This is a genomic window from Micromonospora sp. NPDC005174, assembly GCF_040608495.1.
In the GTDB taxonomy this organism is placed as follows: domain Bacteria; phylum Actinomycetota; class Actinomycetes; order Mycobacteriales; family Micromonosporaceae; genus Micromonospora.
The window spans coordinates 46,887-73,884 of the sequence record NZ_JBEXIJ010000005.1 but is presented as its reverse complement, the minus strand read 5'-3'; the positions used below and the strand labels follow the sequence as shown (position 1 = coordinate 73,884).

The following is a 26,998-nucleotide window of genomic DNA, read 5'->3' as shown; positions in this document are numbered from 1 at the left end:
TGTCCCGAACAGGTCCCGGACAACCGTCGGACCGCCTATCGCCGGTGGCAGGACCCCCGCCGCCCCGTGAAGCCGTTGAGGCATACCTGCGGAGTCAGATCAGACCGTGGCGCAGCGCCGTGGTGACCGCGGCCGTGCGGTCGGCGACGTCCAGCTTGCCGAAGACGCGGAGTAGGTAGGTCTTCACGGTGGCCTCGCTGATGTAGAGCGCTCGCCCGATGTCGGCGTTCGTGAGCCCTCGCGCGACCAGGCGCAGAACCTCGGTCTCGCGGGCCGAGAGGGCCGGCGGCGCGGGGTGCCGCACCTGCCGAACGAGCGTGGAGGCGACGCTCGGCGCGAGCACCGTCTCGCCCCGGGCCGCAGCCCGGACCGCCTCCGCCAGCTCCGCCGGTGTGGCGTCCTTGAGGAGATAGCCGCTGGCGCCGGCCTCGATCGCCCGCAGGATGTCCCGGTCCGACTCGTACGTCGTGAGCACCACCACGCGGACGCCGGGAACACGCGTGAGGATCTGGCCGGTGGCCTCGACCCCGTCACCGCCCGGCATGCGCAGGTCCATGAGCACGAAGTCCGGGTGCTGCTCGACGGTGAGCCGCACGCCCTTCGGCCCCGACGACGCCTCGCCGACCACCGTCAGGTCCTCCTCGGCGTCGAGCATGCCGCGCAATCGCTGTCATAGCGTGGACGGTGCCAGTCGCAGCCCTCCCTGCGGAACGACCGCTCGACGGTCAACGACTGTCCATCGATCGGTGGACAACCGAAGGCTTCGTACGGCGCGACGGATGAGCCGGATTCACACCCGACCATTCCACCGATTCATCACCCCGTCCCGGAAATCCCGCCGCCGGGCACGCGCTGCGGCACTGTAGACCACCGTTCTCCGACTGCCGCCGCCTGCGACATCTGCCGTCCACAGTCGCGATGCGCCTCGTATCCGGCTCCAGACCGAGGCGCGTGCTCGACGGCGAACAACTGATCCCACCTGCTCGACCTGCGCTGGTAGCGTGCGCCGAACACGAAGATCATGGGGGAAACATCGATGAACCGAACTCGACTCGTCCTGACCGGCTTGGCCGTAGCGGCGATGATCGCGACGTCCGGCTGCGATCCGCAGCCGGAATCTCAGGACGCCGCAACCTCGCCGTCACCGGCGGTCTCCAGCGCCACCCCGACCGTCGGTGCGGCCACCACCGCGGCCAGCACCGCGGCCGACACCGCGGCCACGGTGAAGGCCTGCGCCGACATCAAGAAGGACATCAAGGACAACGCGTCTAAGATCGCCAAGGCCGAGAAGATCGGCCCGCCGGCCGGACACTTCGCGGTCAGTGCCCAGTGGGCCGCCGGCTCGGTCGCGATCCTGGCGCACGCGATTGGCGCCAACCAGGCGGTCACCGCCGCCTCCGAGAAGATCCAGAACGAGATGATGAGCCTGAGCGACGCGTACAACACGTCCGCCGACGCCAAGCCCAGCAAGAAGGCCCTGGAAGCTGCCATCAAGGAGCTGGACGCGGCCTGCTCGGCCGCCTGACCGGTTCGACCTCGCAATCGGCGGTGACCCTCACCCGGGGGTCACCGCCGATTCGCATGTCGGTCTGTCCCGCGGCCTGGGCCAGCGGCCGCTGATCGAGCCACGGTCAGCCTGCGTGACGTCCAGCGAGCTACCGCGACGAGCGGCGAACCGTGCGCGGCAAGCCGCACATGCTCTCCGTCAGGGTCGGGCTGCGCCCTCGATGGTGCTGCTACTTCTGCGGACGTAGTGCGGTCAGAAGGCTGTCGAGTTGACCCCAGGCCCGCGCGCTGGCGAGGTGGTCAATGTAGTCCCGGGACTCGATGATGAGCCCATCGCGGATACGCATCACGAAGACGCACGGCACCGTGAATTCCTCCCCCGTCTCGGCGACATGCCCCTGATAGGCGAACTCGGCGACAATGACCTCCGGGTCTGCGGTTTCGTGAATCCGCACGTCGACCGGCTTACGGTTCAACGTCCGGTCGGTCGGGGGCGCCGCGGTGAAGTGCTCGTGCAGTTCGCTGCGGCTCCGCAACGGCGGCGGGTCGAGCGGGTGGAACGGATGCGTGACATGGGTCTGTTCGCCGTACAGGTCGGCCAGGTCTTCGTACGGACCGTCGCAGACACCGTTCACGAGTCGGAGGAAGGTCTCGCGTGGACTACTCATACCGGGCATCCTTCGATCGGTAGATGTCACTCACGTCATGCCATGCGGTCGGGGACGGCCGGTACCCTACCCACCTCGGCCCCGATCCGACTGTCCTTGAGGGCCTTCGTGGGCCGTACCAGGTGCGTCTGGCCATCGTGCCCAGAGGACGTGCCGACTCGTCGGGCCGAGAAGCCGAGCGCCAGCGTTTCGATCACGTGAGCAGCAGTGCCGCATCCCAGGTGAGCGTGGTGGCCCCCGGAGGTGTACCGCGGAGCACGAGCGCGACGCCGGCCGCGCCGTCGAGCACGCCGGCCCAGTGCGCTGGAGCCGTTCGTACGTCGAATCTGCTCTCCGGGTCGACGAAGGTGTTCAGGTGGGCACGGACTCGCCTGGTCAGCGGCTCGATGGCTGTGGGCGAGGCGGCGTCGCGGGCCACGAGACTCAGGATGTGCAGGACTCCGGCAGAGCCGTGGCAGAGGGAGGCGTCGCGAATGCCGGTCGTGGACCAGGGGCGGGCCAATGCCGCCGTGAGGGTGGTCAACGCAGCCCGCTCCCAGGCCGGTTCCGCATAGACGCGTGCCGCCAGTTGCAGGGCGCGCGCGATCCCCGGTGCGCCGTAGCACCAGGCCACTCGGCTCGGTGGCAATCCGCGCACCGAGCCACGCTCCTCGTACTCCAGCGGCACCACCGCCGGCCAGTACGGGCCGTACTCGTCGTAGCCGCGTCGGGCCAACAGCCATTCGGCGATCCGGGCCACCGCCACGCGCTGCCCCGTCACCTCGACGCCAGCCGTCGCCGCGAGGGCCAGCAGCGCCAGAGGCCCGGCGATGCCGTGTGCCAGTCCCGGATTGAGGTGTCCCCGCGCGGCGGCGACGGGGTCGTTGAGAACGGCCGGGTCCGGTGTCCACCAGCCGGGCACCGGCCGGCGACCAGGAGTGACGGGCTCGATGAGCCGTACCAGGTAGCGCAGCGTCCGTTCCAGCACGGCGCGGTGCTGTTCCACGTCCGCCAACAACACCCGGCCCAACCCCGCCAGGCCGAAGCTGACGTCATAGTGATGCATTCGGACGCCCGAGCGGCCCGAAGCGAGACGTTCCTCCTCGGTCGCAAGCAGGCGTTCGGCGATCCGGATGGTTGCGTTGTCCGCCGAGCTGAGGAGTTTCGCGTAGTCACCGGGAGTTCGGGCGAGCATTCGCCCGGCGAGCGCCACCGCGGGCAGACCATCGAACAGGCTCTCGTGGGCGGGACGCGCGGTGCGCACGCCGCGCAGGAGCAACCGGTGCGCGGTCGCGCGATCGGCCGGGTCGTCGCTTTCGGCGAAGACCAGCGCGAGCCCGACGTAGCCGTCGGCGATCGACATCGGATGCCACCGCCGTCCGCCGTCGGCGAGCGGTTCGGGGTCCGCCGCTGCGGCAGCCAACCGCGAGGTGATGTCCTGGAGCCAGCTCATCGTCGGGACTTTGCGCGGGCCTGGTGAGCACGCAGGGCGCCGCTGGCGAGCGCGTACACCAGGTGCTCGCTGTCCGGCTCGGTTCCCAGCCGACGGTTGCAGTGCATGTGCGCCAGCGCGGCGAGCGCGGTGTCGCGACGATCAGCCGCGAGATGTCTGCCGTACGCGGCGAGGCGATCGGCCCACTCCCGTTCGATCGGGTCCGTGGGTGTGGGCCAGTCGGGACCGATGGCGTTCAACGCGGCGACCCGATGCGGAGCGAAGAGGCGGCGCTCGGGGTAACCATCGGCGAATCGCGACAGCAACCACTGGTCGCCAATGGTGCTGGACCCGTGGAATGACCGGACGAGCGCGACCAGGTCCCGTGCGATCAGCACCGGATCGTCGGCACCCTGCAACCGGTGCAGTACGAACATGCTGTCCGCGGCGAAGACCCGCTCCGCGAGCGGCATCAGCAGGGTGCCACCGTAACGGCCGACCTCCGGGTGGTAGGGCGCCAGCGTCATCGCCCCAGCCAACCCGGATGCGGCCACCTCGGTCGCCAACTCGTACAGCGCGGGCAGTACCTCGCCGCGCACCACCCCGGGCTCGCCGTGCAGTCGGATCCGCAACTCGGGTGCGTCACGATCGTCGACGTACCGGAGGAAGAACCACCTGTCGATCCGGTCGGCCACCGCGGTGATCCAGGGCAGCAGATGACGGGTGAGGAATTGGTGTTGGCGCGGAGTATCACAGGGGATTCGCGCGTACAGCCACTCACCGCCGGGCAGAGCTGAGGGCACGTCGGCGACGACGGGACGGCCAGGAAGGGCCGCCGCGCGGGCCGCCGTGCGCGAGCGCAGCGACAACACCAATTCGCTTTCGTACGCGCCGTCGGCTCCCCGCAGCCAACCATGGTCCAGGTCGGGAAGTGGTTCGGCGCAGACGTCCACGGCCGATGACCGTGCGGCCGCGCGGAGCAGGCGCCGATGCACTGGCGATTCGAGGTCGAGCCCGATCCGATGGTCGGCATACGCCAGCCGTACGTGTCGTGGCACACCGATCCGCGAACGCCACGCGGCCAACGCTTCGTCGTCTGAGAGGTCCTCGGGAGTTGCCCGCCACCGGGCGGGACTGAGGACCGTGCGGCCGTAGCGGACGGTCGGCAGGAACGGCGCGTTCACGAGCGGACCCCAGCTCCACCCCTTGAAGGTGCGCACTCCCATGAACGTCACGCCCCGCAGGAGCCGGACGACCTGCGGAGCGAAGGTGTCGGTGTCGAGCACGTGCGGGATGATCACGTCGAGTTCGCGGCCGCGGCTCAACGAGTACAACCGCAGCCGTTCGGCGTCGGCGACGATCGCCACGTCGTTGAGACGCAGGTCGTTGTCCGACATCGGCGCCACCCCGACGACGAGGGCCGTCGGTAGCGTGCGAGACGAGGGCAGCACGTTGCCGTAGCGGGGCGGTATTACCGAATGGACGAGTTCGACGGGCAGTGTCGCGTCCGGGTCCCCGACGGGGCGTACCAGCTCGGTCAGGGCGGTCCCGAGGCCGGACAGATGACCGAAGCGCCCGAGCGAGGCGCCGGCCTGCTGCGTGCCGGTGAGCGGCGAGATGATCAACTCGAAGTCGCCGGCCTGTAGGGCCGCAGCGTCGCGAGACACCAGAGCGCAGAACAGGTCGATCGATGCGGGTGTGCTCCCGCCCGGGCGGTGCAGCTGGTCGATCGTGTCATCGTCGAGGACCACGTCGCGACCGCCGTGCAGGGTGGACTCGACGAGCAGTCGGGTGAGCACGGTGGTCCGGGCGACATCGTCGAAGTCGAGGCGACGGAGCCGCGGGTCGTCCTTGTGGCCGTCGGGGAGGCCGATCCCAAGGTCCGGGTCGATCACTTCGGTCAGCGGCACCGCACGGCCGAGGCCGTACCGGTCGAGGAAGCGGGCGTGGTAGTCCTGCATGGCCCGAGAGCGAGGCGTGTCGGGAATCGCCAAACGGTGCAGAGCGCTGGCAGCGCGCTCGGCCTCGACTGCGACCGAGCGGGGCAGTGTCACGTCGAGGTCCAAGCCGAGATCTACCTGGATCGCCTCATCTTCGCCGGCCAGGCACCGCGTCTGGGCGAGCGCCGCCGGCCGGCCCGCCGCGGGCGCGTCGGAGTAGGCGGTGATCGCCTGGCGGGCTGATTCGACCGTCTTGTGACCGGGCAGTGCCGCTTCCAGCATGTCCAGGGAACGCGTCCGCCCCAGCGGCGTCAACAGCACGCCGGCACCAACCATGTCGGTGACCAGTGCCAGGACGCGGTCACGTGGTGCGCCGGGAAACTCTACGACCAGGCAATCGACCATGGTCGACGCCAGGACCGGGCAAGCGGCGTGCTTCAGGATGGCCGCGACCAGGCGTGTACGGCGTAAGGTGCGGCGCACGACGCCCGACCGGCCTGCGCCGAACGGCTGTACGACCAGATCGCCCTCAACCCGCACCAGGTCGTCCACCACGACGACGCACCGCTCGACGATGACTGGATCTCGTTCGAGATCGCCGACGAGGGCGGCCAGCCAGCCGTGGTCGGGCCGCACGTGCCGGCGATGGTCACGGCCGACCGAGGCCGACACCGCGTCGCCGAACGAGCCGAGGGCCACCCCCGCCATGAGTCCGAACGGCGTGGCCCGGCCCGCCATCCGCAGCAGATACCGGGTCAACGACTCGCCGGCCCGGTCCGTGCGGCGCTGCCCGAGATCCCGCCCGCCGCCGACCTTCGCGAAGGTCTCCGCCATGGAACGGCTCGCGAGCGTGACGGCTTCCACGATCGGCGCGGCCGCCGGGTCGACGAGCAGGTCCCGCGCGTCCACCTGCGCCACACGGGTTCTCTCAGCCGCGCGTCGCGGCAGTACGGCAGCTCTCACCACGAACTGCGCGGCGCAGCTGAAGACGATGTCCACATGGTTTCCCGGGGCTGGAACGGCTGGCCGGACGGCGTTGTGCCGTCCGGCCAGCCGAGGGGTTCAGCAGATGGCGCAGGTCGTGATCGTCCGGTCGAACGTCGGGACCACCGCAGCGCCGTTCTCCACCGTGTCGGTGGTGACGTCTGCTTCCTCGATCTCGATGTCAAACAGTTCGTTCAGCTCGTGAACCGACATAGTCGACCTCCTCTGCTCAGGCGGACGGTGTTACCCGCCGGCGAAATCCTCGCGAACACCTCTGGACAGAGTCTGGACAGCGGGTGGGTCGACAGCTCGGCATGACTCGTGAGCTGCCGAGACCTCCGACGGCACTGCCGCCCGGCGGGAGGTTGGTGAGCCGGTTTGCCGGGATCTCAGCCGCGGTCGTCATGCCAGGCGGCGACGGCGACTTCGTGTCGGTCCACGCCGCACTGACCCCGCTCACGCGCCATCTCATCGACAGCGCGGCGTTGCCCGGATGAAGCCGGGCGCGCACCTGATCGACACCGCACGTGAGCCGCTCGTCGACGAGACAGCCCTGGTCGAGGCGGTCCGGTCCGGCCGGCTGGCAGGCGCAGCCCTCGACGTGGTGGACGTGGAGCCGCTGCCCGCCGACAGCATCCTGCGCGGGGTGGCCGGCATCACTGTCTACTCGCCCATGGCCGGGCAGACTGCCGAGGCCCGGCTGGCCGCGGGGGTGGAGGGCGCCAAGGAACTCGTCGCCGCCCTCGACGGCCGGCCGGCCCACTCGCTCACCGAACCGAAGGAGCCGGCATGACCACCACAACAGCGGACGCGGACGTGATGGTGATCGGCGCTGGCCTCGCCGGACTGGTGGCCACCGCCGAACTCGTCACCGCCGGCCGGTCCGTCCTGCTGCTCGACCAGGAGCCCGAGCAGAGCCTCGGCGGCCAGGCGTTCTGGTCGTTCGGCGGGCTGTTCCTGGTCGATTCGCCCGAGCAGCGCCGGATGGGGATCCGCGACTCGACCGAACTCGCCTGGCAGGACTGGCAGGGCAGCGCCGGTTTCGACCGCCCCGAGGACGCGTGGCCGCGGCGCTGGGCCGAGGCGTACGTCAACTTTGCCGCCGGTGAGAAACGCGCCTGGCTCCGTGGCCTCGGCGTCAAGATGTTCCCCATCGTCGGCTGGGCCGAGCGCGGGGGCTACGACGCCACCGGACACGGCAACTCGGTGCCCCGCTTCCACGTCACCTGGGGTACCGGACCGGGCCTGCTCGAACCCTTCATCGCGATCGTCCGGGAGGCCGCCGCACGTGGCCTCGTCCGGTTCGCCTACCGGCACCGGGTCGACGCGCTGACCGTCAGCGACGGCGCGGTGGTGGGTGCCACGGGCCGGGTCCTGGAGCCCAGCGAGGCCGCCCGCGGCACCGCCAGCTCGCGGGAGGAGATCGGCGACTTCGCGTACACCGCGCAGGCCGTCATCGTCACCTCCGGCGGCATCGGCGGCAACCACGACCTGGTCCGCCGCAACTGGCCGGCACGGCTCGGCACCCCGCCCACCCACATGATCAGCGGCGTGCCCGCCCATGTGGATGGCCGGATGCTGAGCATCACGCAGGACGCCGGCGGGGCCGTGATCAACCCTGATCGGATGTGGCACTACGTCGAGGGCATCCAGAACTGGGACCCGATCTGGGACGCTCACGGCATCCGGATCCTGCCCGGGCCGTCCTCCGTCTGGCTCGACGCGCGCGGACGACGGCTGCCGGTGCCGCTCTACCCCGGATTCGACACCCTCGGCACGCTCGCCCATCTGCGCACCACCGGCCACGACCACAGTTGGTTCATCCTCACCCAGAAGATCATCGAGAAGGAGTTCGCGCTCTCCGGCTCCGAGCAGAACCCGGACCTGACCGGTCGCAGCGTCAAACAGGTACTCGGCCGCCTCCGTGCCGGCGCACCGGCACCGGTGGAGGCATTCAAGCGCCAGGGTGCCGACTTCGTCGTCGCCAACCGGCTGGACGAGCTGGTGAAGGGCATGAACGCGCTCACCGACGAGCCTCTGCTCGACCCGCTCGACATCCAGCGCACCATCGAGGCACGCGACCGGCAACTGACCAACAGCTTCACCAAGGACATGCAGATCGCCGCCATCCGCAACTTCCGGAACTACCGGGGCGACCGGCTCATGCGGACCGCCGCGCCGCACCGGATCCTCGACCCGAAGGCCGGGCCGCTGATCGCCGTACGCCTGCACGTGCTCACCCGCAAGACCCTGGGCGGCCTGCACACCGACCTCGACGGTCGGGTGCTCGACGACGCCGGCCAGCCGGTACCCGGGCTCTACGCCGCCGGCGAGGCCAGTGGATTCGGCGGCGGCGGCATGCACGGCTACCGCGCGCTGGAAGGCACCTTCCTGGGCGGCTGTCTCTTCTCCGGCCGCCAGGCCGGCCGCGCCGTGGCCACCTCCGTCGGATGACCGGCTCGTACCCGCGACATGAGGAAACCGTGACCCGCGACCGCGTACGAATTCTCGTGTCCTCCGGCATGCTCGGCTCGGGATTCCCGCCCGAGATCGTCGACCGTGGGCCGGAACTCGGTGCCGACGTCATCGCCGTGGACGGAGGGTCCACCGACTCCGGGCCGTACTATCTGGGCACCGGCACGGCCAAGACCACCGCGGCGGCCGTGGCCCGCGACCTGCGCCTGCTGCTACGGGCGGCGGCGGGTTGATTGTGATCTTGGTAGGCATGGCACTCTCCTCGAATTGGGTCACAACTAGCGCTGCGGATCTGAATTCAGCGGCCGTAGGTCTCCAACAGCCGCAGCCACACCTCACTGACGGTCGGGTAGGCCGGTACCGCGTGCCAGAGCCGGTCCAGCGGGACCTCGCCGACGATGGCGATGGTCGCGGCGTGGATCAGCTCCGCGACGTCCGGGCCGGCGAGAGTGAGGCCGACGATCACCTTGCGGTCCTCGTCGACGACCATCCGGGCGTGTCCCCGGTAGCCATCGGCGTGCAGGGAAGCTCCGGCCACGGCTCCAAGGTCGTAGTCCACGACGCGGATCCGTAGCCCAGCCGCCTCGGCCGCAGCCGCGGTCAGGCCCACCGACGCGATCTCCGGGTCGGTGAAGACCACCTGTGGCACCGCGCGTTCGTCGGCCGTCGCCACGTGCCGGCCCCACCGGCCGTCCTCGACCTTCGCACCCTTCGCCCGGGCCACGATCACGTCGCCCACCGCCCGGGCCTGGTACTTGCCCTGATGGGTCAACAGCACCCGCCGGTTGACGTCGCCCGCCGCATAGAGCCACTCGCCGCCGCCGACGACACGCAAGGTGTCGTCGACCGCCAGCCAGGCGCCCGGCGCCAGCCCGACCCGGTCGAGGCCGATGTCCTGAGTGTTCGGTGTACGACCGACCGCCACCAGCACCTCGTCAGCTTCGACCCGCTCGCCGGAGGCGGTCCTGATGTGGACAGCGCCGCTGTCGTCGCGGTCGACGGCGACGGCCTCCGCGCCGAGGCGTACGGACACACCGGCCTCGCGCAACGACTCGGTGACCAGTTCACCGGCGAACGGCTCGGCCGACGGCAGCAGACCATCGCGAGCCAGCACCGTCACCGATGACCCGAGTGCGGCGAACGCGGTCGCCATCTCGGCTGCCACCACGCCACCGCCGATGATGGCGAGCCGACGGGGAACCGATCTGGCCGAGGCGGCCTCGCGGCTGGACCACGGCGCCGACTCGCGCAGCCCCGGGATGTCCGGCAACAGGGCGCTGCTGCCGGTCGTGACGACCACGGCGTGCCGCGCGGTCAGCGTCGTGGTGACACCGTCGACGCCGGTCACCTCGACGACCCGGGCGGAACTGATCCGCCCCTGACCGCGGTGCAGTGCGATGCCAGCCGACTCCAGCCAGGACACCTGCCCGTCGTCCTGCCAGTGCGACGCGAAGGAGTCCCGCCGGCCCAGCACCGCAGCCGCGTCCAGGTCTCCCGTCACCGCCTCTCGCGCACCCGGCAGTTGGCGAGCGGCCCGCAACGCGGATGCGCTGCGCAGCAACGCCTTGGTCGGCATGCAGGCCCAGTACGAGCATTCACCGCCGACCAACTCGCGCTCGACAATCGCGGCGGTCAGCCCGCCCCGGACGACCCGATCGGCAACGTTCTCCCCGACCGGACCGGCACCGATCACAACAACGTCGTACTCGATGGCGGTCATGTCAGTTGCCCTTGGCCGTACGGCCGAGACGGATGGCCGCGATGAGGAAGAAGATGGCGCCGGGAATGGCGTAGCCGGCAGCGTTGGTGAGCGACGGGTGATCCGCGGCAGCGCCGACGATGAAGGACCCACCAGCCAGAACCGAGATGCCGCCGCTGATGATCATCGGCCACTGGCCGCCCATCTTCCGACGGGTGACACCGACGACCAACTGGACCAGACCGGCGACGATCGCCCAGGCGCCCCACACCCGCAGAACGGCGGGGATACCGGACGCGCCTGCGACTCCCAGTCCGACCGCCGCGACCAGACTCACCACGACGTTCACGTACAGCAGGGCCGGCGAGCCGGTGGTCCGCGACGAACGAAGGTCGTAGATGGCGGCACCCACGTCGAACAGCGGGTAGAGCACGAACAGCGTCACCGCGAGCGGACCGATCTCCTTGGCGGTGGCGATCGTCACGAGTGCCCACACGATGGCGAACGCGAAGCGGACGAAGTACAGCCGCCGCAGTGCGGCCGCAGTCTGGGAGATGCCGGGCGAAGCAGCAATGGTGGTCACGGGTGACCCTTTCAGCGGAGGGGACGAAGAGACCGATCGTTCTGTCTGGTCGAGCATGACAGGCTCGGCTCGAATCGTCAATACCGAACGTTCTATCTACCTAAGACCGAACGTTCTATCCGCTAGAATGGGGGGTATGACGACGACCACACCCGGTGCCCGCCCCTCGGAGGCGCGCCAACGGCTCCTTGGCACGGCAACGAGGATCTTCTACTCGGAGGGCATCCATTCCGTCGGCGTCGATCGGATCATCGCCGAGGCGAAGGTGACCCGGGCCACCTTCTACCGGCACTTCCCCAGCAAGGACGATCTCATCCTCGCCTACCTGCGTGAGGTCCATGAGATCGATCGCGGCGCGGTCGACGCGGTCATCACCACCGATTCACCACCGGTCGCCCCGCTCCTGGCCATTGCCAACTCCATCGCCGAGCGCATCCAGTCCCCGGGGTTCCGTGGATGCGCATTTCTCAACGCTGCGGCGGAGTATCCCGACACGGAACATCCCGTACGTCAGGAGATCATCGCCCACCGGCAATGGTTCCTGGACACGCTCACCACGCTGATGGCACAGGTCCACGAGGAGACGGCAGAGTCCGCCGCGCGTCACTTCGTCATGCTCCGCGACGGTGCCATGGCAGCCGGATGCCTCTTCGACCCCGCGTTGGTGTCCGAGACCTTCCTTCGCGGCGTCGAAGGACTTCTCCGGATCACTGCCGAGCGTCGGTCGACCGAATCCGCGGGCTAGTCCGCCGTGGCCGCGCGCGGCCAGGCTTCCGAGTCGGCCTGGCGCCGCACCATGACGCGCACACGTCCGAGCTGAGCGTTGCCTCGGCCGCGCCCTCACGGCCGGATTTGCTCGCAGGACCTCAGGATCCGCGTCGCGCTGTTCGCGCTGGAGGAACTCGCCGACCGCGTCGCCGATGCCGTCGCCCTGACCGAGAAGCGCGTCACGGAGGATCTGCGCGACAACGGTGGGGATGTTCAGATCCGCAGTGACGACACGGCCCCATAGCCACGAGTCCCGATGGCTGTGGCGGCGGACACGAATCCCTTGCTGCGCCCGCACTTTCGGCCCGCTGCGACGTAGCGTTGAGGGCCGCCCAGGGCGGATCCGCATGCCGCACGCCTGGTTGACGCTGATCCGCTAGGTGAAGATGGTGAACGCTCGGTGCCTGTGCTGACTGACCCACAGCTGGATGCGATTTCGCCGGAGGCGGTCGCCCCTGCGGTGTTCCGCTCCTCGTCGGCCCCGTCCCGCCGCACGCTGATCGACATTCTCGACGACTCCGTGCGCGCGCACGGCGAAGCCGCAGCTCTCGACAACGGTGCCACGACTATGACGTACCGCGAACTGGCCGACGCGGTCGAGGTCGTACGGATGTCGCTTGCTGGACATGGGATCGGTGTCGGCGACCGAGTGGGCGTCCGGATTTCATCCGGCACTGCCGAGCTGTACCTGGCGATCCTCGGCGTTCTCGCCGCAGGGGCCGCCTACGTGCCGGTCGACGCGGACGATCCTGAGGAACGCATTGAGCTCGTGTTCGCCGAGGCGGGGGTCGTCGCGGTCCTGGGTGACGGGCTGGCGGTGTCGCTGCGCCGTACGCCCACCGGTCGGACCGGTCGGCCCGGCCCGGACGACGACGCCTGGATCATCTTCACCTCCGGCTCGACGGGCACCCCGAAGGGCGTCGCGGTCAGCCACGGCGCTGGGGCGGCTTTCGTGGACGCCGAGGCGCAGTTGTTCCTCGTCGACGAGGCCAGCGAGTCGATCGGTCCGCAGGATCGGGTCCTGGCGGGCCTGTCGGTGGCGTTCGACGCGTCGTGCGAGGAGATGTGGCTGGCGTGGCGGCACGGCGCATGTCTGGTGCCGGCGGCGCGGTCGCTCGTGCGCAGTGGCGTCGACCTGGGTCCGTGGTTGGCCGAGCAGCGGATCTCGGTGGTGTCGACGGTGCCGACGCTCGCTGCGCTGTGGCCGGTCGAGGCGCTGGAGGAGGTCCGGCTGCTGATCTTTGGCGGGGAGGCCTGCCCGCCGGAGCTCGCACAGCGCCTGGCCGTCGAGGGCCGGGAGGTCTGGAACACGTACGGACCCACCGAGGCGACCGTGGTCGCCTGCGCCGCACGATTGACCGGCGAGGAACCCGTACGCATCGGGCTGCCGCTGGCTGGCTGGGAACTCGCCGTGGTCGACGCCTCCGGCGCTCCGGTGGCGATGGGCGAGACCGGGGAACTGGTGATCGGCGGGGTGGGACTCGCCCGCTATCTGGACCCGGGGAAGGACGCCGAGAAGTTCGCGCCGCTGCCGGCGCTCGGCTGGCAGCGGGCGTACCGCAGCGGTGACATCGTCCGGGCGGAGCCGGAAGGTCTGCTGTTTGTCGGCCGCGGCGACGAACAGGTGAAGCTCGGCGGACGTCGGATCGAGCTGGGCGAGATCGACGCCGCGCTGCAGGCGTTGCCCGACGTCGCCGGTGCCGCCGCGGCGGTGCAGCGCACTCCCGCCGGTAACCAACTGCTCGTGGGCTACGTGGTTCCGCACGACGGCGTCACCTTCGATGCCGCGACGGCGGCGCTGCTGATCCGTGAGCAGTTGCCCGCCGCGCTCGTGCCGCTGCTGGCCGTGGTGGACGCGCTGCCGACCCGGACGTCCGGCAAGGTGGACCGCGCCGCGCTGCCCTGGCCACTGGCCACCGTCGAGGAGGCCGCGGGTCAGCTGACCGCGACGGAAGAATGGCTCGCCGGCGGTTGGGCGGAGATCCTGGGCGTACGCCCCGCCGAGGCGGACGCGGACTTCTTCACCCATGGCGGTGGCAGCCTGAACGCGGCGCAACTGGTCGCGTGGATCCGGCGCCGGCACCCCGGGGTCTCGGTGGCCGACATCTACCTCCACCCACAACTGTCGCGGCTCGCGGCGGTGCTCGACGCGCTCGACACGACGGCGACGACGCGCCGGGAGGTTCGCCCGACGCCGAGGCGCTCCGGACTGATCCAGGCCGCGATGCTGGTGCCGATGCTCGCGTTGGTCGGGCTCCGCTGGTTGACCGTCGTGGCCGCCCTGGGCAACGTCTTTGCCCCACTCGCTGCGGCACCGTGGGCACCGACTGTGTCCTGGTGGTGGGTGGTGCTGGGCTGGCTTGTGCTGTTCAGCCCACTGGGTCGGATCGCCGTCGCCGCCGGTGGAGCGCGACTGCTGCTGCGCGGCGTACGCCCGGGCAGCTACCCGCGCGGTGGCGGCGTGCACCTGCGGCTGTGGGCCGCCGAACGCCTCGCCGAGCTGACCGGCGCCACCAGCGTCGCCGGAGCCTCCTGGATGATCACGTACGCCAGGGCCCTCGGCGCGCAGGTCGGGGCCGACGTCGACCTGCACTCGGCGCCCCCGGTGACGGGTCTGCTGAAGCTCGGCCGCGGGGCGGCCATCGAGCCGGAGGTCGACCTGTCCGGTCACTGGGTCGACGGCGATGTTGTCCGCATCGGCAGGGTTCGTGTCGGTGCCGACGCCCGGGTCGGGTCCCGCAGCACCCTGATGCCGGGCGCTCGGATCGGCAAGGGCGCCCGTGTCGCCGCAGGCTCGACGGTGACCGGAGCCGTACCGGCGAACCAACACTGGGCCGGCTCACCGGCCGCAGCCGCTGCCGCTGCCAAGGACTCGAGCGAGTGGCCCGGGCAGCGCCCCCTCCGATCACGGATGAGGGCTCGCCTCTGGCCGCTCGCGTACGGTGTGACAGCCCAACTGCTGGTGCTGGTTCCGGTCGTCGCCGCGCTGGGGGCGCTCGCCCCGCTCGGCTGGACGCTTGCCGTCCGACCGACGTTCGGCGCTGCGCTGGCCGCCGTCGCGGTAGCGGCTGTCGCCTACGTCGTGGGCTACGCGCTACTGGTGCTCGGGGCCGTCCGGGCGCTCAGCATCGGCCTGCGCGCCGGGTACCACCCTGTGCAGGGGCGGGTGGCGTGGCAGGTCTGGGCAACCGAACGGCTGATGGGGATGGCCCGGGTCGGGTTGTTCCCGCTCTACGCCAGCCTCTTCACGCCCGTGTGGTTGCGGCTGCTGGGCGCGAAGGTGGGGCGCGGGGTGGAGGCGTCCACCGTCCTCGCGGTGCCGGCGATGACCACCGTCGCCGACGGGGCCTTCCTGGCCGACGACACCATGGTCGCCACGTACGAGCTGAGCCATGGATGGCTGCGGGTCGCCCCGGCCCGCATCGGTAAGCAGGCATTCCTCGGCAACTCCGGAATGGCGGCTCCCGGGCGTTCGGTGCCCAAGCGGGGGCTTGTCGGGGTGTTGTCGTCGGCGCCGTTCAAGGCGAAGAAGGGCTCCTCGTGGCTCGGCGCGCCGCCGATGCCGCTCCGCCGGACCGTCGAGGCGGCCGACACCAGCCGCACCTTCGACCCGCCGGTTCGGCTGAAGGTGGCCCGGGCTGCGATCGAGCTGTGCCGGATCGTTCCGGTGATGTGCGCCGGTGCCCTGGCGGTCGGTGTCCTGGCCGTACTCGTGTTCATCTGGCGGGCTGCCGGTTGGTGGGCTGCGGCGGCCGCCGCCGGGCCGGTGCTGCTGGGTGCGGCGATCGCCGCAGCCGCCGTCGCGACGGCCGCGAAGTGGCTGCTGGTCGGACGCTTCCGGGTCGCCGAGCGCGCGCTGTGGACCTCCTTCGTGTGGCGCAACGAGCTCGCCGACACGTTCGTCGAGGTTCTGGCCGCGCCGTGGCTGGTCCGTTTCGCGACCGGCACGCCGCTGCTCACGGCGTGGCTGCGCACGCTCGGTGCGAAGATCGGCCGGGGCGTCTGGTTGGAGACCTACTGGCTGCCCGAGTACGACCTGGTCCGCCTCGGCGACGGCGCGACGGTGAACCGCGGTTGTGTGGTGCAGACCCACCTGTTCCATGATCGTGTGATGAGCATGGACGAGGTGACACTGGACGCGGGGGCCGTACTGGGCCCGAACGGCATCGTCCTGCCGGGTGCGAGCATCGGGGCGCGGACCACCGTCGGGCCCGGTTCACTGGTGACCCGCGGCGACGCCGTGCCGAGCGACAGCCGATGGTTGGGTAACCCGATCACCGCCTGGCCGGCTCCAGCGGCACGGTCGCAATGAATCCAGAGGCGGCGTCGGGCGGCGCATCACCTGGCGCCGCCCGCTCCGGCGACTCCTACCTGCCCGAGCACGGCAACGGCGGCTACCAGGTGCGGCACTACGACCTCGACCTCGACTACCGGGTCGCGTCGAACCGGCTTGCGGGCCAGGCCGACATCACCGCGGTCGCCGTCCAGCCGCTCTCGCGGTTCACTCTCGACCTCGGTCGATTCCGCGTGCAGGACGTCCGAGTGAACGGGCGCCCGGCGAAGTACCTGCACCGTCCGGACAAGCTGCAGATCAAACCCGAGCGGCCGATCGGCGCCGGGGACACCTTCCGGGTGGAGATTCGGTACGCGGGTAAGCCGGTGCCCATCTCCGGCCGGTGGGGTGAACTCGGCTGGGAGGAACTCACCGACGGGGCGCTCGTGGCCAGCCAGCCGAACGGATCGCCGTCGTGGTTTCCGTGCGACGACCAGCCCGCCGCGAAGGCCACCTTCCGGGTGGCTGTCACGGCACCCTCTCCGTACACGGTCCTGGTGACCGGTGACCCCGTGCTGCAGCGGCGAGGCCCACACGGCACGAGCTGGGTGTACGAGCGCCGCGAACCTACCTCGCCGTACTTGATGAGCGTGCAGGTCGGACGCTACGACATGGTGGACCTGACTGTCGGTGCGGTGGTACAGCGGGCGGCGATCCCGCCCGCGCTACGCAGGAACGTGGCACACGACTTCGGCAGGCACGGCGAGATCATGTCGGCGCTGCAGCGGCTCTTCGGACCGTACCCCTTCCGGGAGTACGTGGTCGTGGTCGCCGACGACGTACTCGACGATCCCGTCGAGGCGCAGGGCATGGCCGTCTTCGGACGGAACCACGTCGACGGGCGGCGTACGCACGAGCGGCTCGTCGTGCACGAGCTGGCCCACCAGTGGTTCGGCAACAGCCTCACGGTGGCGGACTGGCGACACATCTGGCTCAACGAGGGCTTCGCCACCTACGCCGAGTGGCTGTGGTCCGGCGTCTGTGGCGACCTGCCAACCGACGCCGTGGCCGCGCAGTGGTACGCGTGGATCGCGGCTCGCCCGCGAAACGTCGTCGTCGCGGATCCCGGCGTCGACCGCATGTTCGACCCGCTGGTCTACAAGCGCGGCGCGCTCACCGTGCACGCCCTGCGAAAGAGGATCGGCGACGAGTCCTTCTTCGCGCTCCTGCGAGCCTGGGCCGCCGAGCACCGCCACGCGACGGTGACGACCGAGCAGTTTCGGCTGCACGCCCAGCGATTCTCCCGCGATCCGCTGGACGATCTGTTCGACGCCTGGATCGACCGTCGGACGCTGCCTCCACTACCTCGCTGACCAGGACGCCACCGGCTCGCGGAACCCAGAGCCGGTCCCGGAACTACCGAAGCAGCCGACGTCGGCTGGCTCGGGAGTTCCGGGACCGGCACCTCGGATGGCACATTCCTCCGTCGACGGGCCGCACCGAATTGTCACCGGGTCGCCTGTCCGTCAGCCGGCATGCGAGGCTCAAGCTCCGCAACCAACGGAGCCACGCCGCCCACTACCGCCACAGCCGCACAATCCCTGGCATGACACCCCGACCTCACACCCCTTGTGCCCGGAGGAACGCAGACGATGGACCACGCATCCCAGCTCATCCAGGAGCGGAGTGCCCCACCGGCCACGCTGGTGATCTTCGGTGCCTCCGGTGACCTCACCCGGCGCAAGCTGCTGCCCGCAGTGGAGAGCCTGGCTCGGCACGAGCGGCTCCCGGACCAGTTCGCGCTTGTCGGTGTCGCGCGCACGTCGATGACCGACGAGCAGTTCGTCGAGAGCGCCCTCGGCGAGAACGCCCTCGCCAGCAAGCGTCAACTCCAGGGCGGCGTGCGGTACGTGGCCGGCGGCTACGACGACCCGGAGACCTACAAACGACTCGTGGAGACCCTCGACGAGCTCGACGCACAGCGGGGCACGTCCGGCAACCGGCTCTTCTACCTGTCCACCCCGGCTGGCGCCTTCGAGCCGGTGATCAACGGACTGGCCCGAGTCGGGCTCAACCAGCCACGCGAAGGCTCGTTCTCCCGCCTGGTCATCGAGAAGCCGTACGGGCGCGACGTGGTCACGGCCCGCGAACTCGACGGCGTCGTGCACAGCGCCTTCGACGAGCACCAGGTCTTTCGTATCGATCACTACCTGGGCAAGGACACCGTCCAGAACGTGCTGGCACTGCGCTTCGCGAACTCGATCTTCCAGCCCATCTGGGATCGCTCCTGGGTCGACCACGTGCAGATCACCGTCGCCGAGACCCTCGGCGTCGGCAGCCGCGGCGGCTTCTACGAGGACGCCGGCGCGATGCGCGACATCGTGCAGAACCACGTGCTCCAGGTCCTCGCGCTGGCACTGATGGAGCCGCCGGCCTCCTTCGAGGCCGAGGGCCTGCGCAACGAGAAGGTGAAGCTGCTGCAGGCGATCCGCCTCCCCACCGACCGGGACATCGCCGAGGCCGCGGTCCGGGGCCAGTACACCCGGGGCGGCACCCGTGAGGAGCTGATGGCCGGCTACCGCGAGGAGGCCGGCGTCGACCCCCTGTCGCGGACCGAGACCTACGCCGCCATGCGGCTCAACGTGGACAACTGGCGCTGGGCCGGGGTGCCGTTCTACGTTCGCACCGGCAAGCGCCTGCCGGCCCGGCTCACCGAGGTGGCACTGCAGTTCCAGCGGCCGCCGCACCTGCCGATCCCGACCGATCAGCTCACCGGCCTCGACGCTGACGCGCTGATCCTGCGGATCCAGCCGAACGAGGGCATCTCGCTGCGCTTCGGTGCCAAGGTGCCGGGCCACTCCTTCCGGGTCCGCACCGCCACGATGGAATTCTCCTACGACCAGACGTTCGTCGAGGAGTCCCCGGAGGCGTACGAGCGTCTGCTCCTGGACGCGCTGATCGGTGACGCGTCGCTGTTCATCCGCAGCGACGAGGTGCAGCAGTGCTGGCGGATCGTCGACCCGATCATCGACCACTGGGAGAAGGACAACTCGCCGATCCCCACCTACGAGGCCGCCTCCTGGGGCCCGACCGACGCCGACCGGCTCATCGGCCGACACGGCCGCAAGTGGCGCAACTCGGCGTGACCCAGCCACTACACGTACGACCGCGCTGCTTGAGCCCGATCACTTGGGCTCGAGCAGCGACGGACAGCGCGGTCCGCAGGCTCCGGTGCGTCGCCGGGCCGTGTGGCCGAGCCGTGTGGTGGCCCACAGTCGGCCTGAAACCGCCTCGGATCATCTGGAGATCGCGGCAACCGGGTGCGGGTAGCGCGTCGAGCTTTCCGGTTCACCGACCCGCTCGGGTGCGCACCTGCCGGACGGCCAGCACCAGCGTCGCCACGATCGGCGCGTAGACCAGCAGGGCCGTCACCAGACCCCACCACAGCCTCGCGCTGCCCACCCCGGCGGCGAACCCGTCGGCCGCCCAGTCGGCGGCGTAGCGCAGCAGCGGCAGGTAGAACAGCACGAAGTAGCCGGCGGCGAGCAGGCACCCGGCGAGCCAGACCCAGCGGAACCAGGCGCCCACCCGCACGTCGTGCGGGTCGGCCCGGTCCAGCTCGGCGCGCTGCCGCTCGTCGAGCCGGCCGAAGGCCCGCCGCAGCAGCAGGGACTTGACGCGCCACAGGTCGCGGCAGCCGATCGCGGTGACCAGGACGGCGTACAGGTCGGTGCGCAGGAACACCATGCACTGCCAGAGCGTGCTGGCCACCAGGACGAACACCAGCGCCGGGAGCGGGCGTACCGGCCCGAGGACGAGCTGCCCGACCAGTAGCGCCGCGAGCAGGACCATGTCGACGGCCAGCCCGGCGAGCTGTGGGCCGTAGCGTCGGCGGCGCGGCACGCTCCACAGTTGCGACAGGTCGGTCTCGAAGACCAGGAAGAACAGCCGCCGGTCGATGCCGAACCGGGTCCGCAGGTCGAGTGCGCGCGCGGCCAGCCAGTGCCACGCCTCGTGCACGGCGACCAGGGCGTACGTGACCGGCAACATGATCAGCAGGCTGGCGCCGAGGTCATCGGTGAGCAGGAGGTCGGTCGGCCGGGGCCAGAGGTCCGGGCGTACCAGGAGGCACGCCACCACCCCGATCGCGGCGGCGGCGTAGACCACCCACGCCACCCGGGAGAACAGCGGCCGGACCAGTGCCGCCGGGGGGCCGGCGGTCCAGGAGCGTTGCTGTACGGCGGCGGTCCGCACCGGCGCGGATGCCTGATCGCTCTCCACGAACCCCAGCTCGGTCAGGACGGCGACGAAGTCTTCCAGGTCCACCGGCTCGCCCGCGAACGCCTCGCCCCGCTCGGCGGCCTCGGCGAGCGGAGCGCCGTCCAGCAGCGCCCGGATGACGACGCCCCCGACCGCGGGCATCGCGACGTAGGTGCCCCGTTCAGGGTCACCGACGAGGACGTCCGTTCCCTCCTCGACGACCGTCAGCGGGCGCAGCCGTACGGTGCTCGTCGCGTCGGTCATGACGCGGTGGCGGCGGTGCGCGCGCCGGCCACCGCGCACATGGCACAGTCCGGGTCGCGTGGCCACGGCTCACGGTTGGGTTGGCAGCCCGCGGAGAGGTCCACCAGCACCTCGGCGCCCGCCGCGTACGGCGGTTCGTAGCCGGTCAGGTAGCGCAGCGCCTCGAACGCCACGAGGGACCCGACCAGCGCCGCCGACGGCCCGTTGGCCCGGTTGACGCGGGAGATGCGGGCGCTGAGCCGTTGCGCGGTCATGGCGGTCGGCTCCAGCACCGACGCCTGGACGCCCCGTCCGTCGCCGTAGGCGCGGACCCGGCATTCGTAGCAGGCACTGCGGCCCGGGTCGACGGAGAAGTAGATGAGCTGGGAGCCGACCATGCCGCCCCGGATCCAGGGCACCCCGACGCGCAGGCACGCCTCGTTGACCCAGTTGTCGATCCGTTCGCCCTGGTCCACGCCGGACACCACCAGGTCGACGCCGGGCAGCAGGTCCGCGATGTCGTCGGGGCCGCCGATCCAGCGGCGTACGGCCTCGACGGTGATGCCCGAGTGGAAGGCGCGCACCCAGTCGGCGGCGAGGTCGACCTTGGTGGTGCCGAGGTCCGCCTCCCGATACAGGAACTGCCGGGCGAGGTTGCGTGGCTCCACCTCGTCGGCGTCGACCAGGGTGAGCCTGCCGACGCCGAGGCCGGCCAGGTTCTGCAGCACGTTGGAGCCGAGCCCGCCCGTGCCCAGTTGCAGGACGTGTGCGTCGCGCACCCGCCGCTGCAGGTCGGCCTCGCTGGCCCCCAGGGTCGCGTACAGCTCGAAGAAGGCGAGGTTGCTGAAGTCCCGGCCGGCCCGGGCTCGGTCGACGTGCCGGTCGAGGTCCCGCAGCAACCGCAGGTCGTCGAGCGCGTTCAGCGCGCCGCTGAGGTCGTCGGCGCTGACCTGGATCCCGTCGGTGGCCAGGGCGGCACGTAGCTCGGCGACCGTTCCGGGCTGATCGGACAGCACGGTGAGCAGGCGTTCGACCTGGCCGTCCGGGTCGTCGAGCAGCACCGAGCGGCTCGGGTCGCAGACGACGACCAGACCGTCGCCGACGCGCTCCCACTCGCAGGGCTTGAGGCCGACGCGCATGACAAACCTCCGGTTCCGAGGATGGTTTCACCGGGGTGGGCGGCCGCCGGGGAACGACGGCCGCCCACCAGGCTTGATCAGGAATCGGGGTACTGCGTGGTCTTCACCGACTCCACGGTGCGAACGACGATCTTCATGGCTGCCTCCCTCCCTCTCGGCTCGACCGAACACCTCCGGACCCCCCGTGTGCCGTTCCGGTCGAGCACGAAGAGAATGGCAACCGACGATGGGCCGTACCGTTGTGGAATCGTTGCGACGCCGAAGGTGGCTGATGCTGTGCGGGTCTCGTGGTGAACGGGCGGGCCGAACCGGTCGGGTACCGGCTGCTCGGCCCGGTGCAGGTTCTCGCCGGGGCACGACCGGTCGACCCGGGGCCGCCGCGACAGCGGGCGGTGTTGGCGGCGTTGCTTGTCGACGCCGGCCGGGTCGTCGAACAGGCCGCGCTTGTCGACCGGGTGTGGGGCGAGCGGGCCCCCGTCGACGCACGGGGCAGCCTGCGGGCGCACGTCACCCGGATCCGGCAGGTGTTGCGCGAGGCCGCCGGTGACGCCGACCCGCCGCCGCTGGTGCACCGCTCCGGCGGGTACGTGCTGGAGATCGACGAGGAACTGGTCGACCTGCACCGGTTCCGCCGGTTGCTGCTGCGCGCCGGCGACACCGGAGACGACCGGGAACGGCTGGCCACCCTGCGCGCGGCGATCGGGCTCCGGCAGGGCGTACCGCTGGCCGGCATCGCCGGTGACTGGGCCGCCCGGATGCGGGAGAGCTGGACCCGGGAGCACCTGGACGCCGTGGTGGCGTGGGCGGACGCCGAGCTGGGTGCCCACAACCCGGGCGTCACCATCGGGCTGCTGGCCGATCTGGCGGCGGAACACCCGCTCGTGGAGTCGCTCACCGCCGCGCTGATGCGGGCCCAGCACGCGCTCGGGCGCACCGCCGACGCGTTGCGGGAGTACGCCGCACTGCGGACCCGGCTGGCCGAAGCGCTCGGCGTCGACCCGGAACCGAACCTCCAGATGCTCCACCAGGCGCTGTTGCAGGGCGCTTCCCCGCAACCCCGGGCCGCTCCGGCCGCCGGTACGCCGGCCCCGGTGCCGGCGGAGCTGCCCACGGACGTCCGCGGCTTCGTGGGGCGTGCCGACGCCCTGGCCGGCCTCGACAAGCTGCTGGCCGAGCCCACCGGCGAGGCGACCGGCGGCGTGCTCGCGGTGATCTCCGGCACCGCCGGGGTCGGCAAGACCACCCTCGCCGTGCACTGGGCGCACCAGGTGGCCCACCGGTTTCCCGACGGCCAGCTCTACGCCGACCTGCGCGGCTTCGACCCCGCCGGGGTGCCGGTCCGGCCGGCCGCCGCGCTGCGCGGCCTGCTCGAATCCCTCGGCCTACCGCCCGAGCGGATTCCCGCCGAGCCGGACGTGCAGGCGGCGCGCTACCGCAGCCTGCTGGCCGGTAAGCGGATCCTCGTCGTGCTCGACAACGCCCGCGACGCCGACCAGGTCCGGCTCCTGCTGCCCGGCGCACCCACGTCGGCCACCGTGGTCACCAGCCGCGACCGGCTCGCTCCCCTGGTGACCGTGCACGGCGCCCACCCGCTCGCCGTCGACGTCCTCGACCCCGACGAGGCCCGGCTCCTGCTGGCCCGCCGCCTGGGCGTCGACCGGGTGACCGCCGAGCCGGCCGCCGTGCGGCAGATCATCACCGCCTGCGCGCGGCTGCCGCTCGCCCTCGCCATCGTCTGCGCCCGCGCGCAGCAGACCGCGTTCCCGCTGACCGCGATCGCCGCCGAACTCGACGACGTGCACGGCCGCCTGGACGCCCTCGACGCCGGCGATCCGACCACCCGGGTACGCGCCGTCTTCTCCTGGTCCGAGGCCGCGCTGAGCGCCGACGCGCGGCGGCTGTTCCACCTGACGAGCCTGCACCCGGGCCCGGACATCGGCGCGTACGCCGTGGCGAGCCTCGCCGGGCAACCGCTGGCCCCCACCCGCCGCCTGCTGGCCGAACTGGTCCGCGCCAACCTGGTCGCCGAACCGGCACCCGGCCGGTACGCCCTGCACGACCTCCTGCGCGCGTACGCCGCCGAGGAGGTTGCCCCCGACGACGGGCGGGCCGCGCGATCGCGCCTGGTCGGCCACTACACGCACGCCGCGCATGCCGCGAACCGGCTCGTGCACGCCCAGCGGGACCCCATTCCGCTCCCGCTCGACCCGCCGTTAGCCGCCGACACGCCGGAGCACCTGGCGGACCCGGGCCAGGCGACGGCCTGGTTCCACGCCGAGCGCGCCGCTCTGCTCGCCACTCTGCGCCTCGCCGCCGAGTCCGGCCTCGACCGGGAGGCCTGGCAGCTCGCCTGGGCCCTCGACACGTACCTGGAACGCCGTGGGTACTGGTACGACCGCGCCGTCGCCTGGCGGACCGCGCTGGAGTGCGCGGACCGGCTCGCCATTCCGGCCGCGCGTGCCGGCGCCCACCTCAGCCTCGCGCACACCGACCTGCGGTTGCAGCGGCTCGACGACGCACAGGAGCACCTGCACCGCGCCCTCGACCTCTATGTGGACAGCGACGACACGGCTGGGCAGGCGTTCATCCACCGCCTCTTCGCCTACCTGCACGAGCACCGGGAGGACCCGTCCGGCGCCCTGGAACACGCCCGCCGGGCCGTCCTGCTCTACCGCGCGGCCGGACACGAACGCGGGGAGGCGTTCGCACTCAACGCTGTCGGCTGGTGCCACACACTGCTCGGCGACCACGCCACCGCCGTCGAATACTGCGAACACGCGCTCAGCCTCCTGCGCCGGGTGGGCGACCGCGGCGGTACGGCCGCCACCTGGGACAGCCTCGGCCACGCCCGACACCACCTCGGCCAGCACGATCGGGCCGTCGACTGTTACCGGCAGGCCCTCGGACTGTTCCGAGAACTCGGCTACCGCGCCCACGAGGCGGACACCCTCAGTCACCTCGGCGACACCCACCTCAGCGCGGGAGACGCGGGCGCCGCGCGGGCGGTGTGGCAGCAGGCCCTGAGCATCCTCACCGACCTCGACCATCCGTCGAGTGAGTCGGTCCGCGCCCGCCTCGACGCCCTGCCGCCCTCGGCATAGTCCGAGCTCCGCGCCACCCTCGACGCCGGAGCCGATCCGGCGGTCGTCACCGGGTCTGTCGCGCAGATCGAGGCCGAACGCGCACGCGCGGAAGCGTCCGTCCCGGTTTCCACCCAGCGTCTTCCACGCGAGGTGCGAGATCCCTGCGTCAGTCGTCGTTGGTGACCGTGAAGGGCGCGTAGCCCTCCCCCACCTCCGTCACCTCGAGGTCACTGAAGACGAGAGCCAGGGTGTGCGCGTTCATCTCAAAGCGGACCTCGTGAAAGGGGATGCCGATCTCGTCCGACCACGACCGTGCACGCTCGGAGTCCGTCACCACCTCCGCACCTGGGTAGAGCGGCTGCCAGCGCACCGCCCACACGAAACCGTCCAGATCCGGACCGATTTCCGGGTCGGTCAGCCGCTCGTCGAGGGAGCGCCGCCAGGTGTCGGGACTCACCGCCGTCCGCACCTCAGCTGCGACGCAGTACCTAAAGAGGTAGCGGAGGTGAACGGACGGGATGCCGGTACGCGGGTCTGCGGTGACGTGGACGATGACCTCGTAGTCGCGAAGGTAGTCGGTGTAGCCGTGATGCACGACCGCGCCGTCGAAGATCTCTTCCAACGCCTGGCTGAGCCGCCCGATCTCCACACACCGTTCTACCACCCGCCGGCACCGTGCCCGCGGCGGAGCGCTCGGGCACCGGCAACCGATTCGCGCCAGGGGTAGCCATTCGAGCGATGTCGTCACCTCGGCGAGGATCTCCGGCACCGGAGTCACACCGATGCCGAAGCAGATGGGAGTGCGGCGCCCCACCGCTCCGTAGAGTATTTCCGCAGTGGTCACGTCAGATGACGTCGGGAGCCAAGAGGACGTGGTGATTCGGATGCTCGTTGGCGTCGTCGTACACCCGACCAGGCCGCAGGCCGCCGAGACGGCGGACCTGGTGTCGCGGATCTGCGCCGAACACGGCGCCACGGCGCGGACCCTGGACGTCTGGCGGGACGAGCAGAGCCCCGCCGATGTGCTGGCCGACCTGCCGCAGCGACCGCAGCTCGTCGTCACCATCGGCGGCGATGGCACTCTCCTGCGCGGACTCGCCGTCGCGGTCGAGGCCGACGCACCCGTTCTCGGCGTGAAGGCCGGCCGGGTCGGCTTCCTCACCCCGTTCGCCGCGACGGACCTGCCGAGGGTGCTGGGCGCCGCCCTGACCGGCCGCGCAACCATCCAGCAACGCATGCTGCTCACCCTGCGGGCGTCGCGCCCGCTACAGGTCCCACCGGAGCTTCGGACCCTGCTGCGCTACGGCCGCGGTCCCGCGCCCGCCCCGCCCATCCCCCGACGGGGTACGCCCGACCAGGTGAGCTGGGGTGTCCCGCTGGGCCTCAGCGGCCTCAACGACGTCGTGTTCGAGAAGCTCGGCCGGGACCGGCAGACCAGCGTGGCGGTGTACCTGTCCGGGCGGCTGTTCGCCACCTACTCCGCCGACGGCGTCATGGTCGCCTCACCGACCGGCTCCACCGCCTACTCCTTCGCCGCAGGCGGACCGGTCCTGTCGCCGCGCCTCAACGCCCTCGTCTTCACCCCGGTCGCCCCGCACATGGCGTTCAACCGAAGCATGGTCACCGCCCCGGACGAACCCGTGGGTGTCCAGGTGCTCCCTCGCTCGGGCCAGGTCACCGTCGTCGTCGACGGACGCGTACACGGAATCCTCGACCCCGGCGACTGGGTCGCCGTCTACCCCGCCCGACGCCGCGCGAAGCTCATCGTCGCCGACGTCGACGACTTCTTCGGCCGACTCCGCGACCAGTTCTCCCTCGCCGACGCTCCCGCCGCCCGCGCCGACACCGACAGCCAGCCCCCACTGCTGATCTACCGGCCGGACCTACCGGTACCGGAGGACCTGCAACACCTGCACCTGCCAGCCGAGGGGTCCGAGTCCGGCTGAGCCGCACGTCCCACGCCTCC

General features: G+C 71.0%; 20 protein-coding genes. 10 read left to right on the top strand and 10 right to left on the bottom strand.

Going from position 1 to position 26,998, the window contains the following annotated elements:
- Positions 1–94: 94 nt before the first annotated feature.
- Entirely contained in the window at positions 95–655 is a 561-nt protein-coding gene (locus tag ABZU91_RS08425; RefSeq protein WP_355235904.1) for a response regulator transcription factor, read from the bottom strand.
- 381 nt (positions 656–1,036) lie between these two features.
- On the opposite strand from ABZU91_RS08425, the gene ABZU91_RS08420 reads away from it, so the two are divergent.
- Positions 1,037–1,525, top strand: coding sequence for a hypothetical protein (locus tag ABZU91_RS08420; protein ID WP_355235902.1), 489 nt, complete (start codon positions 1,037–1,039; stop codon positions 1,523–1,525).
- A 211-nt stretch (positions 1,526–1,736) separates the two neighbouring features.
- Here ABZU91_RS08420 and ABZU91_RS08415 read toward each other — a convergent pair whose 3' ends face one another.
- From ABZU91_RS08415 to ABZU91_RS08400, 4 genes are all read right to left on the bottom strand, one after another.
- Positions 1,737–2,174 carry a nuclear transport factor 2 family protein gene (locus ABZU91_RS08415; protein ID WP_355235899.1) on the bottom strand — a complete coding sequence of 146 codons (438 nt, stop codon included), beginning with the start codon at positions 2,172–2,174 and terminating at the stop codon, positions 1,737–1,739.
- A gap of 193 nt (positions 2,175–2,367) precedes the next feature.
- Entirely contained in the window at positions 2,368–3,606 is a 1,239-nt protein-coding gene (locus ABZU91_RS08410; protein ID WP_355235896.1) for a lanthionine synthetase C family protein, read from the bottom strand.
- On the bottom strand, positions 3,603–6,443 hold the full coding sequence (locus ABZU91_RS08405) for a lantibiotic dehydratase (protein ID WP_355235894.1): 2,841 nt from the start codon (positions 6,441–6,443) through the stop codon (positions 3,603–3,605). Before ABZU91_RS08405 ends, ABZU91_RS08410 begins: the two co-directional genes overlap by 4 nt.
- A 144-nt stretch (positions 6,444–6,587) precedes the next feature.
- Positions 6,588–6,722 (bottom strand): hypothetical protein, encoded by a 135-nt coding sequence (locus tag ABZU91_RS08400; protein WP_355235891.1) that lies wholly within the window; start codon positions 6,720–6,722, stop codon positions 6,588–6,590.
- A gap of 280 nt (positions 6,723–7,002) precedes the next feature.
- Here ABZU91_RS08400 and ABZU91_RS08395 point away from each other — a divergent pair, with 280 nt between their 5' ends.
- Genes ABZU91_RS08395 through ABZU91_RS08385 form a run of 3 tightly spaced genes read left to right on the top strand, consistent with a single transcriptional unit; the run spans position 7,003 to position 9,217 of the window.
- The gene (locus ABZU91_RS08395; RefSeq protein ID WP_355235888.1) at positions 7,003–7,302 is read left to right on the top strand and encodes an NAD(P)-dependent oxidoreductase; all 300 of its coding nucleotides are present in this window, start codon (positions 7,003–7,005) and stop codon (positions 7,300–7,302) included.
- Positions 7,299–8,963 carry an FAD-binding dehydrogenase gene (locus ABZU91_RS08390; protein ID WP_355235885.1) on the top strand — a complete coding sequence of 555 codons (1,665 nt, stop codon included), beginning with the start codon at positions 7,299–7,301 and terminating at the stop codon, positions 8,961–8,963. The genes ABZU91_RS08395 and ABZU91_RS08390 overlap by 4 nt, the downstream gene beginning before the upstream one ends.
- Positions 8,964–8,992: 29 nt before the next feature.
- Positions 8,993–9,217, top strand: a complete 225-nt coding sequence (locus ABZU91_RS08385; protein WP_355235882.1) for a hypothetical protein — start codon at positions 8,993–8,995, stop codon at positions 9,215–9,217.
- A 65-nt stretch (positions 9,218–9,282) separates the two neighbouring features.
- Here ABZU91_RS08385 and ABZU91_RS08380 read toward each other — a convergent pair whose 3' ends face one another.
- Positions 9,283–10,704, bottom strand: a complete 1,422-nt coding sequence (locus tag ABZU91_RS08380; protein ID WP_355235879.1) for an NAD(P)/FAD-dependent oxidoreductase — start codon at positions 10,702–10,704, stop codon at positions 9,283–9,285.
- A gap of 1 nt (position 10,705) precedes the next feature.
- Positions 10,706–11,266 carry a hypothetical protein gene (locus ABZU91_RS08375; protein WP_355235876.1) on the bottom strand — a complete coding sequence of 187 codons (561 nt, stop codon included), beginning with the start codon at positions 11,264–11,266 and terminating at the stop codon, positions 10,706–10,708.
- A 136-nt stretch (positions 11,267–11,402) separates the two neighbouring features.
- On the opposite strand from ABZU91_RS08375, the gene ABZU91_RS08370 reads away from it, so the two are divergent.
- The 4 genes from ABZU91_RS08370 (at position 11,403) to zwf (ending at position 19,453) form a co-directional block, all read left to right on the top strand.
- The gene (locus ABZU91_RS08370) at positions 11,403–12,011 is read left to right on the top strand and encodes a TetR/AcrR family transcriptional regulator (protein WP_355235873.1); all 609 of its coding nucleotides are present in this window, start codon (positions 11,403–11,405) and stop codon (positions 12,009–12,011) included.
- A gap of 423 nt (positions 12,012–12,434) precedes the next feature.
- Positions 12,435–16,346 carry a Pls/PosA family non-ribosomal peptide synthetase gene (locus ABZU91_RS08365; protein WP_355235870.1) on the top strand — a complete coding sequence of 1,304 codons (3,912 nt, stop codon included), beginning with the start codon at positions 12,435–12,437 and terminating at the stop codon, positions 16,344–16,346.
- Complete coding sequence (locus ABZU91_RS08360) at positions 16,343–17,680, top strand: M1 family metallopeptidase (protein ID WP_355235867.1); 1,338 nt, start codon at positions 16,343–16,345, stop codon at positions 17,678–17,680. The genes ABZU91_RS08365 and ABZU91_RS08360 overlap by 4 nt, the downstream gene beginning before the upstream one ends.
- Before the next feature lie 279 nt (positions 17,681–17,959).
- Positions 17,960–19,453, top strand: a complete 1,494-nt coding sequence (zwf, locus tag ABZU91_RS08355) for a glucose-6-phosphate dehydrogenase (protein WP_355235864.1) — start codon at positions 17,960–17,962, stop codon at positions 19,451–19,453.
- A gap of 202 nt (positions 19,454–19,655) precedes the next feature.
- Here zwf and ABZU91_RS08350 read toward each other — a convergent pair whose 3' ends face one another.
- Positions 19,656–20,831: a hypothetical protein gene (locus tag ABZU91_RS08350; protein WP_355235861.1), complete on the bottom strand. Its 1,176-nt coding sequence runs from the start codon at positions 20,829–20,831 to the stop codon at positions 19,656–19,658.
- Entirely contained in the window at positions 20,828–21,949 is a 1,122-nt protein-coding gene (locus ABZU91_RS08345; protein ID WP_355235859.1) for a ThiF family adenylyltransferase, read from the bottom strand. The genes ABZU91_RS08350 and ABZU91_RS08345 overlap by 4 nt, the downstream gene beginning before the upstream one ends.
- A gap of 290 nt (positions 21,950–22,239) precedes the next feature.
- Here ABZU91_RS08345 and ABZU91_RS08340 point away from each other — a divergent pair, with 290 nt between their 5' ends.
- Positions 22,240–25,050, top strand: a complete 2,811-nt coding sequence (locus ABZU91_RS08340; RefSeq protein ID WP_355235856.1) for a tetratricopeptide repeat protein — start codon at positions 22,240–22,242, stop codon at positions 25,048–25,050.
- 148 nt (positions 25,051–25,198) lie between these two features.
- On the opposite strand, the gene ABZU91_RS08335 is transcribed toward ABZU91_RS08340, so the two are convergent.
- Positions 25,199–25,681: a hypothetical protein gene (locus ABZU91_RS08335; protein ID WP_355236342.1), complete on the bottom strand. Its 483-nt coding sequence runs from the start codon at positions 25,679–25,681 to the stop codon at positions 25,199–25,201.
- Between the two features lie 235 nt (positions 25,682–25,916).
- Here ABZU91_RS08335 and ABZU91_RS08330 point away from each other — a divergent pair, with 235 nt between their 5' ends.
- Complete coding sequence (locus ABZU91_RS08330) at positions 25,917–26,978, top strand: NAD(+)/NADH kinase (protein ID WP_355235853.1); 1,062 nt, start codon at positions 25,917–25,919, stop codon at positions 26,976–26,978.
- Positions 26,979–26,998 lie beyond the last annotated feature (20 nt).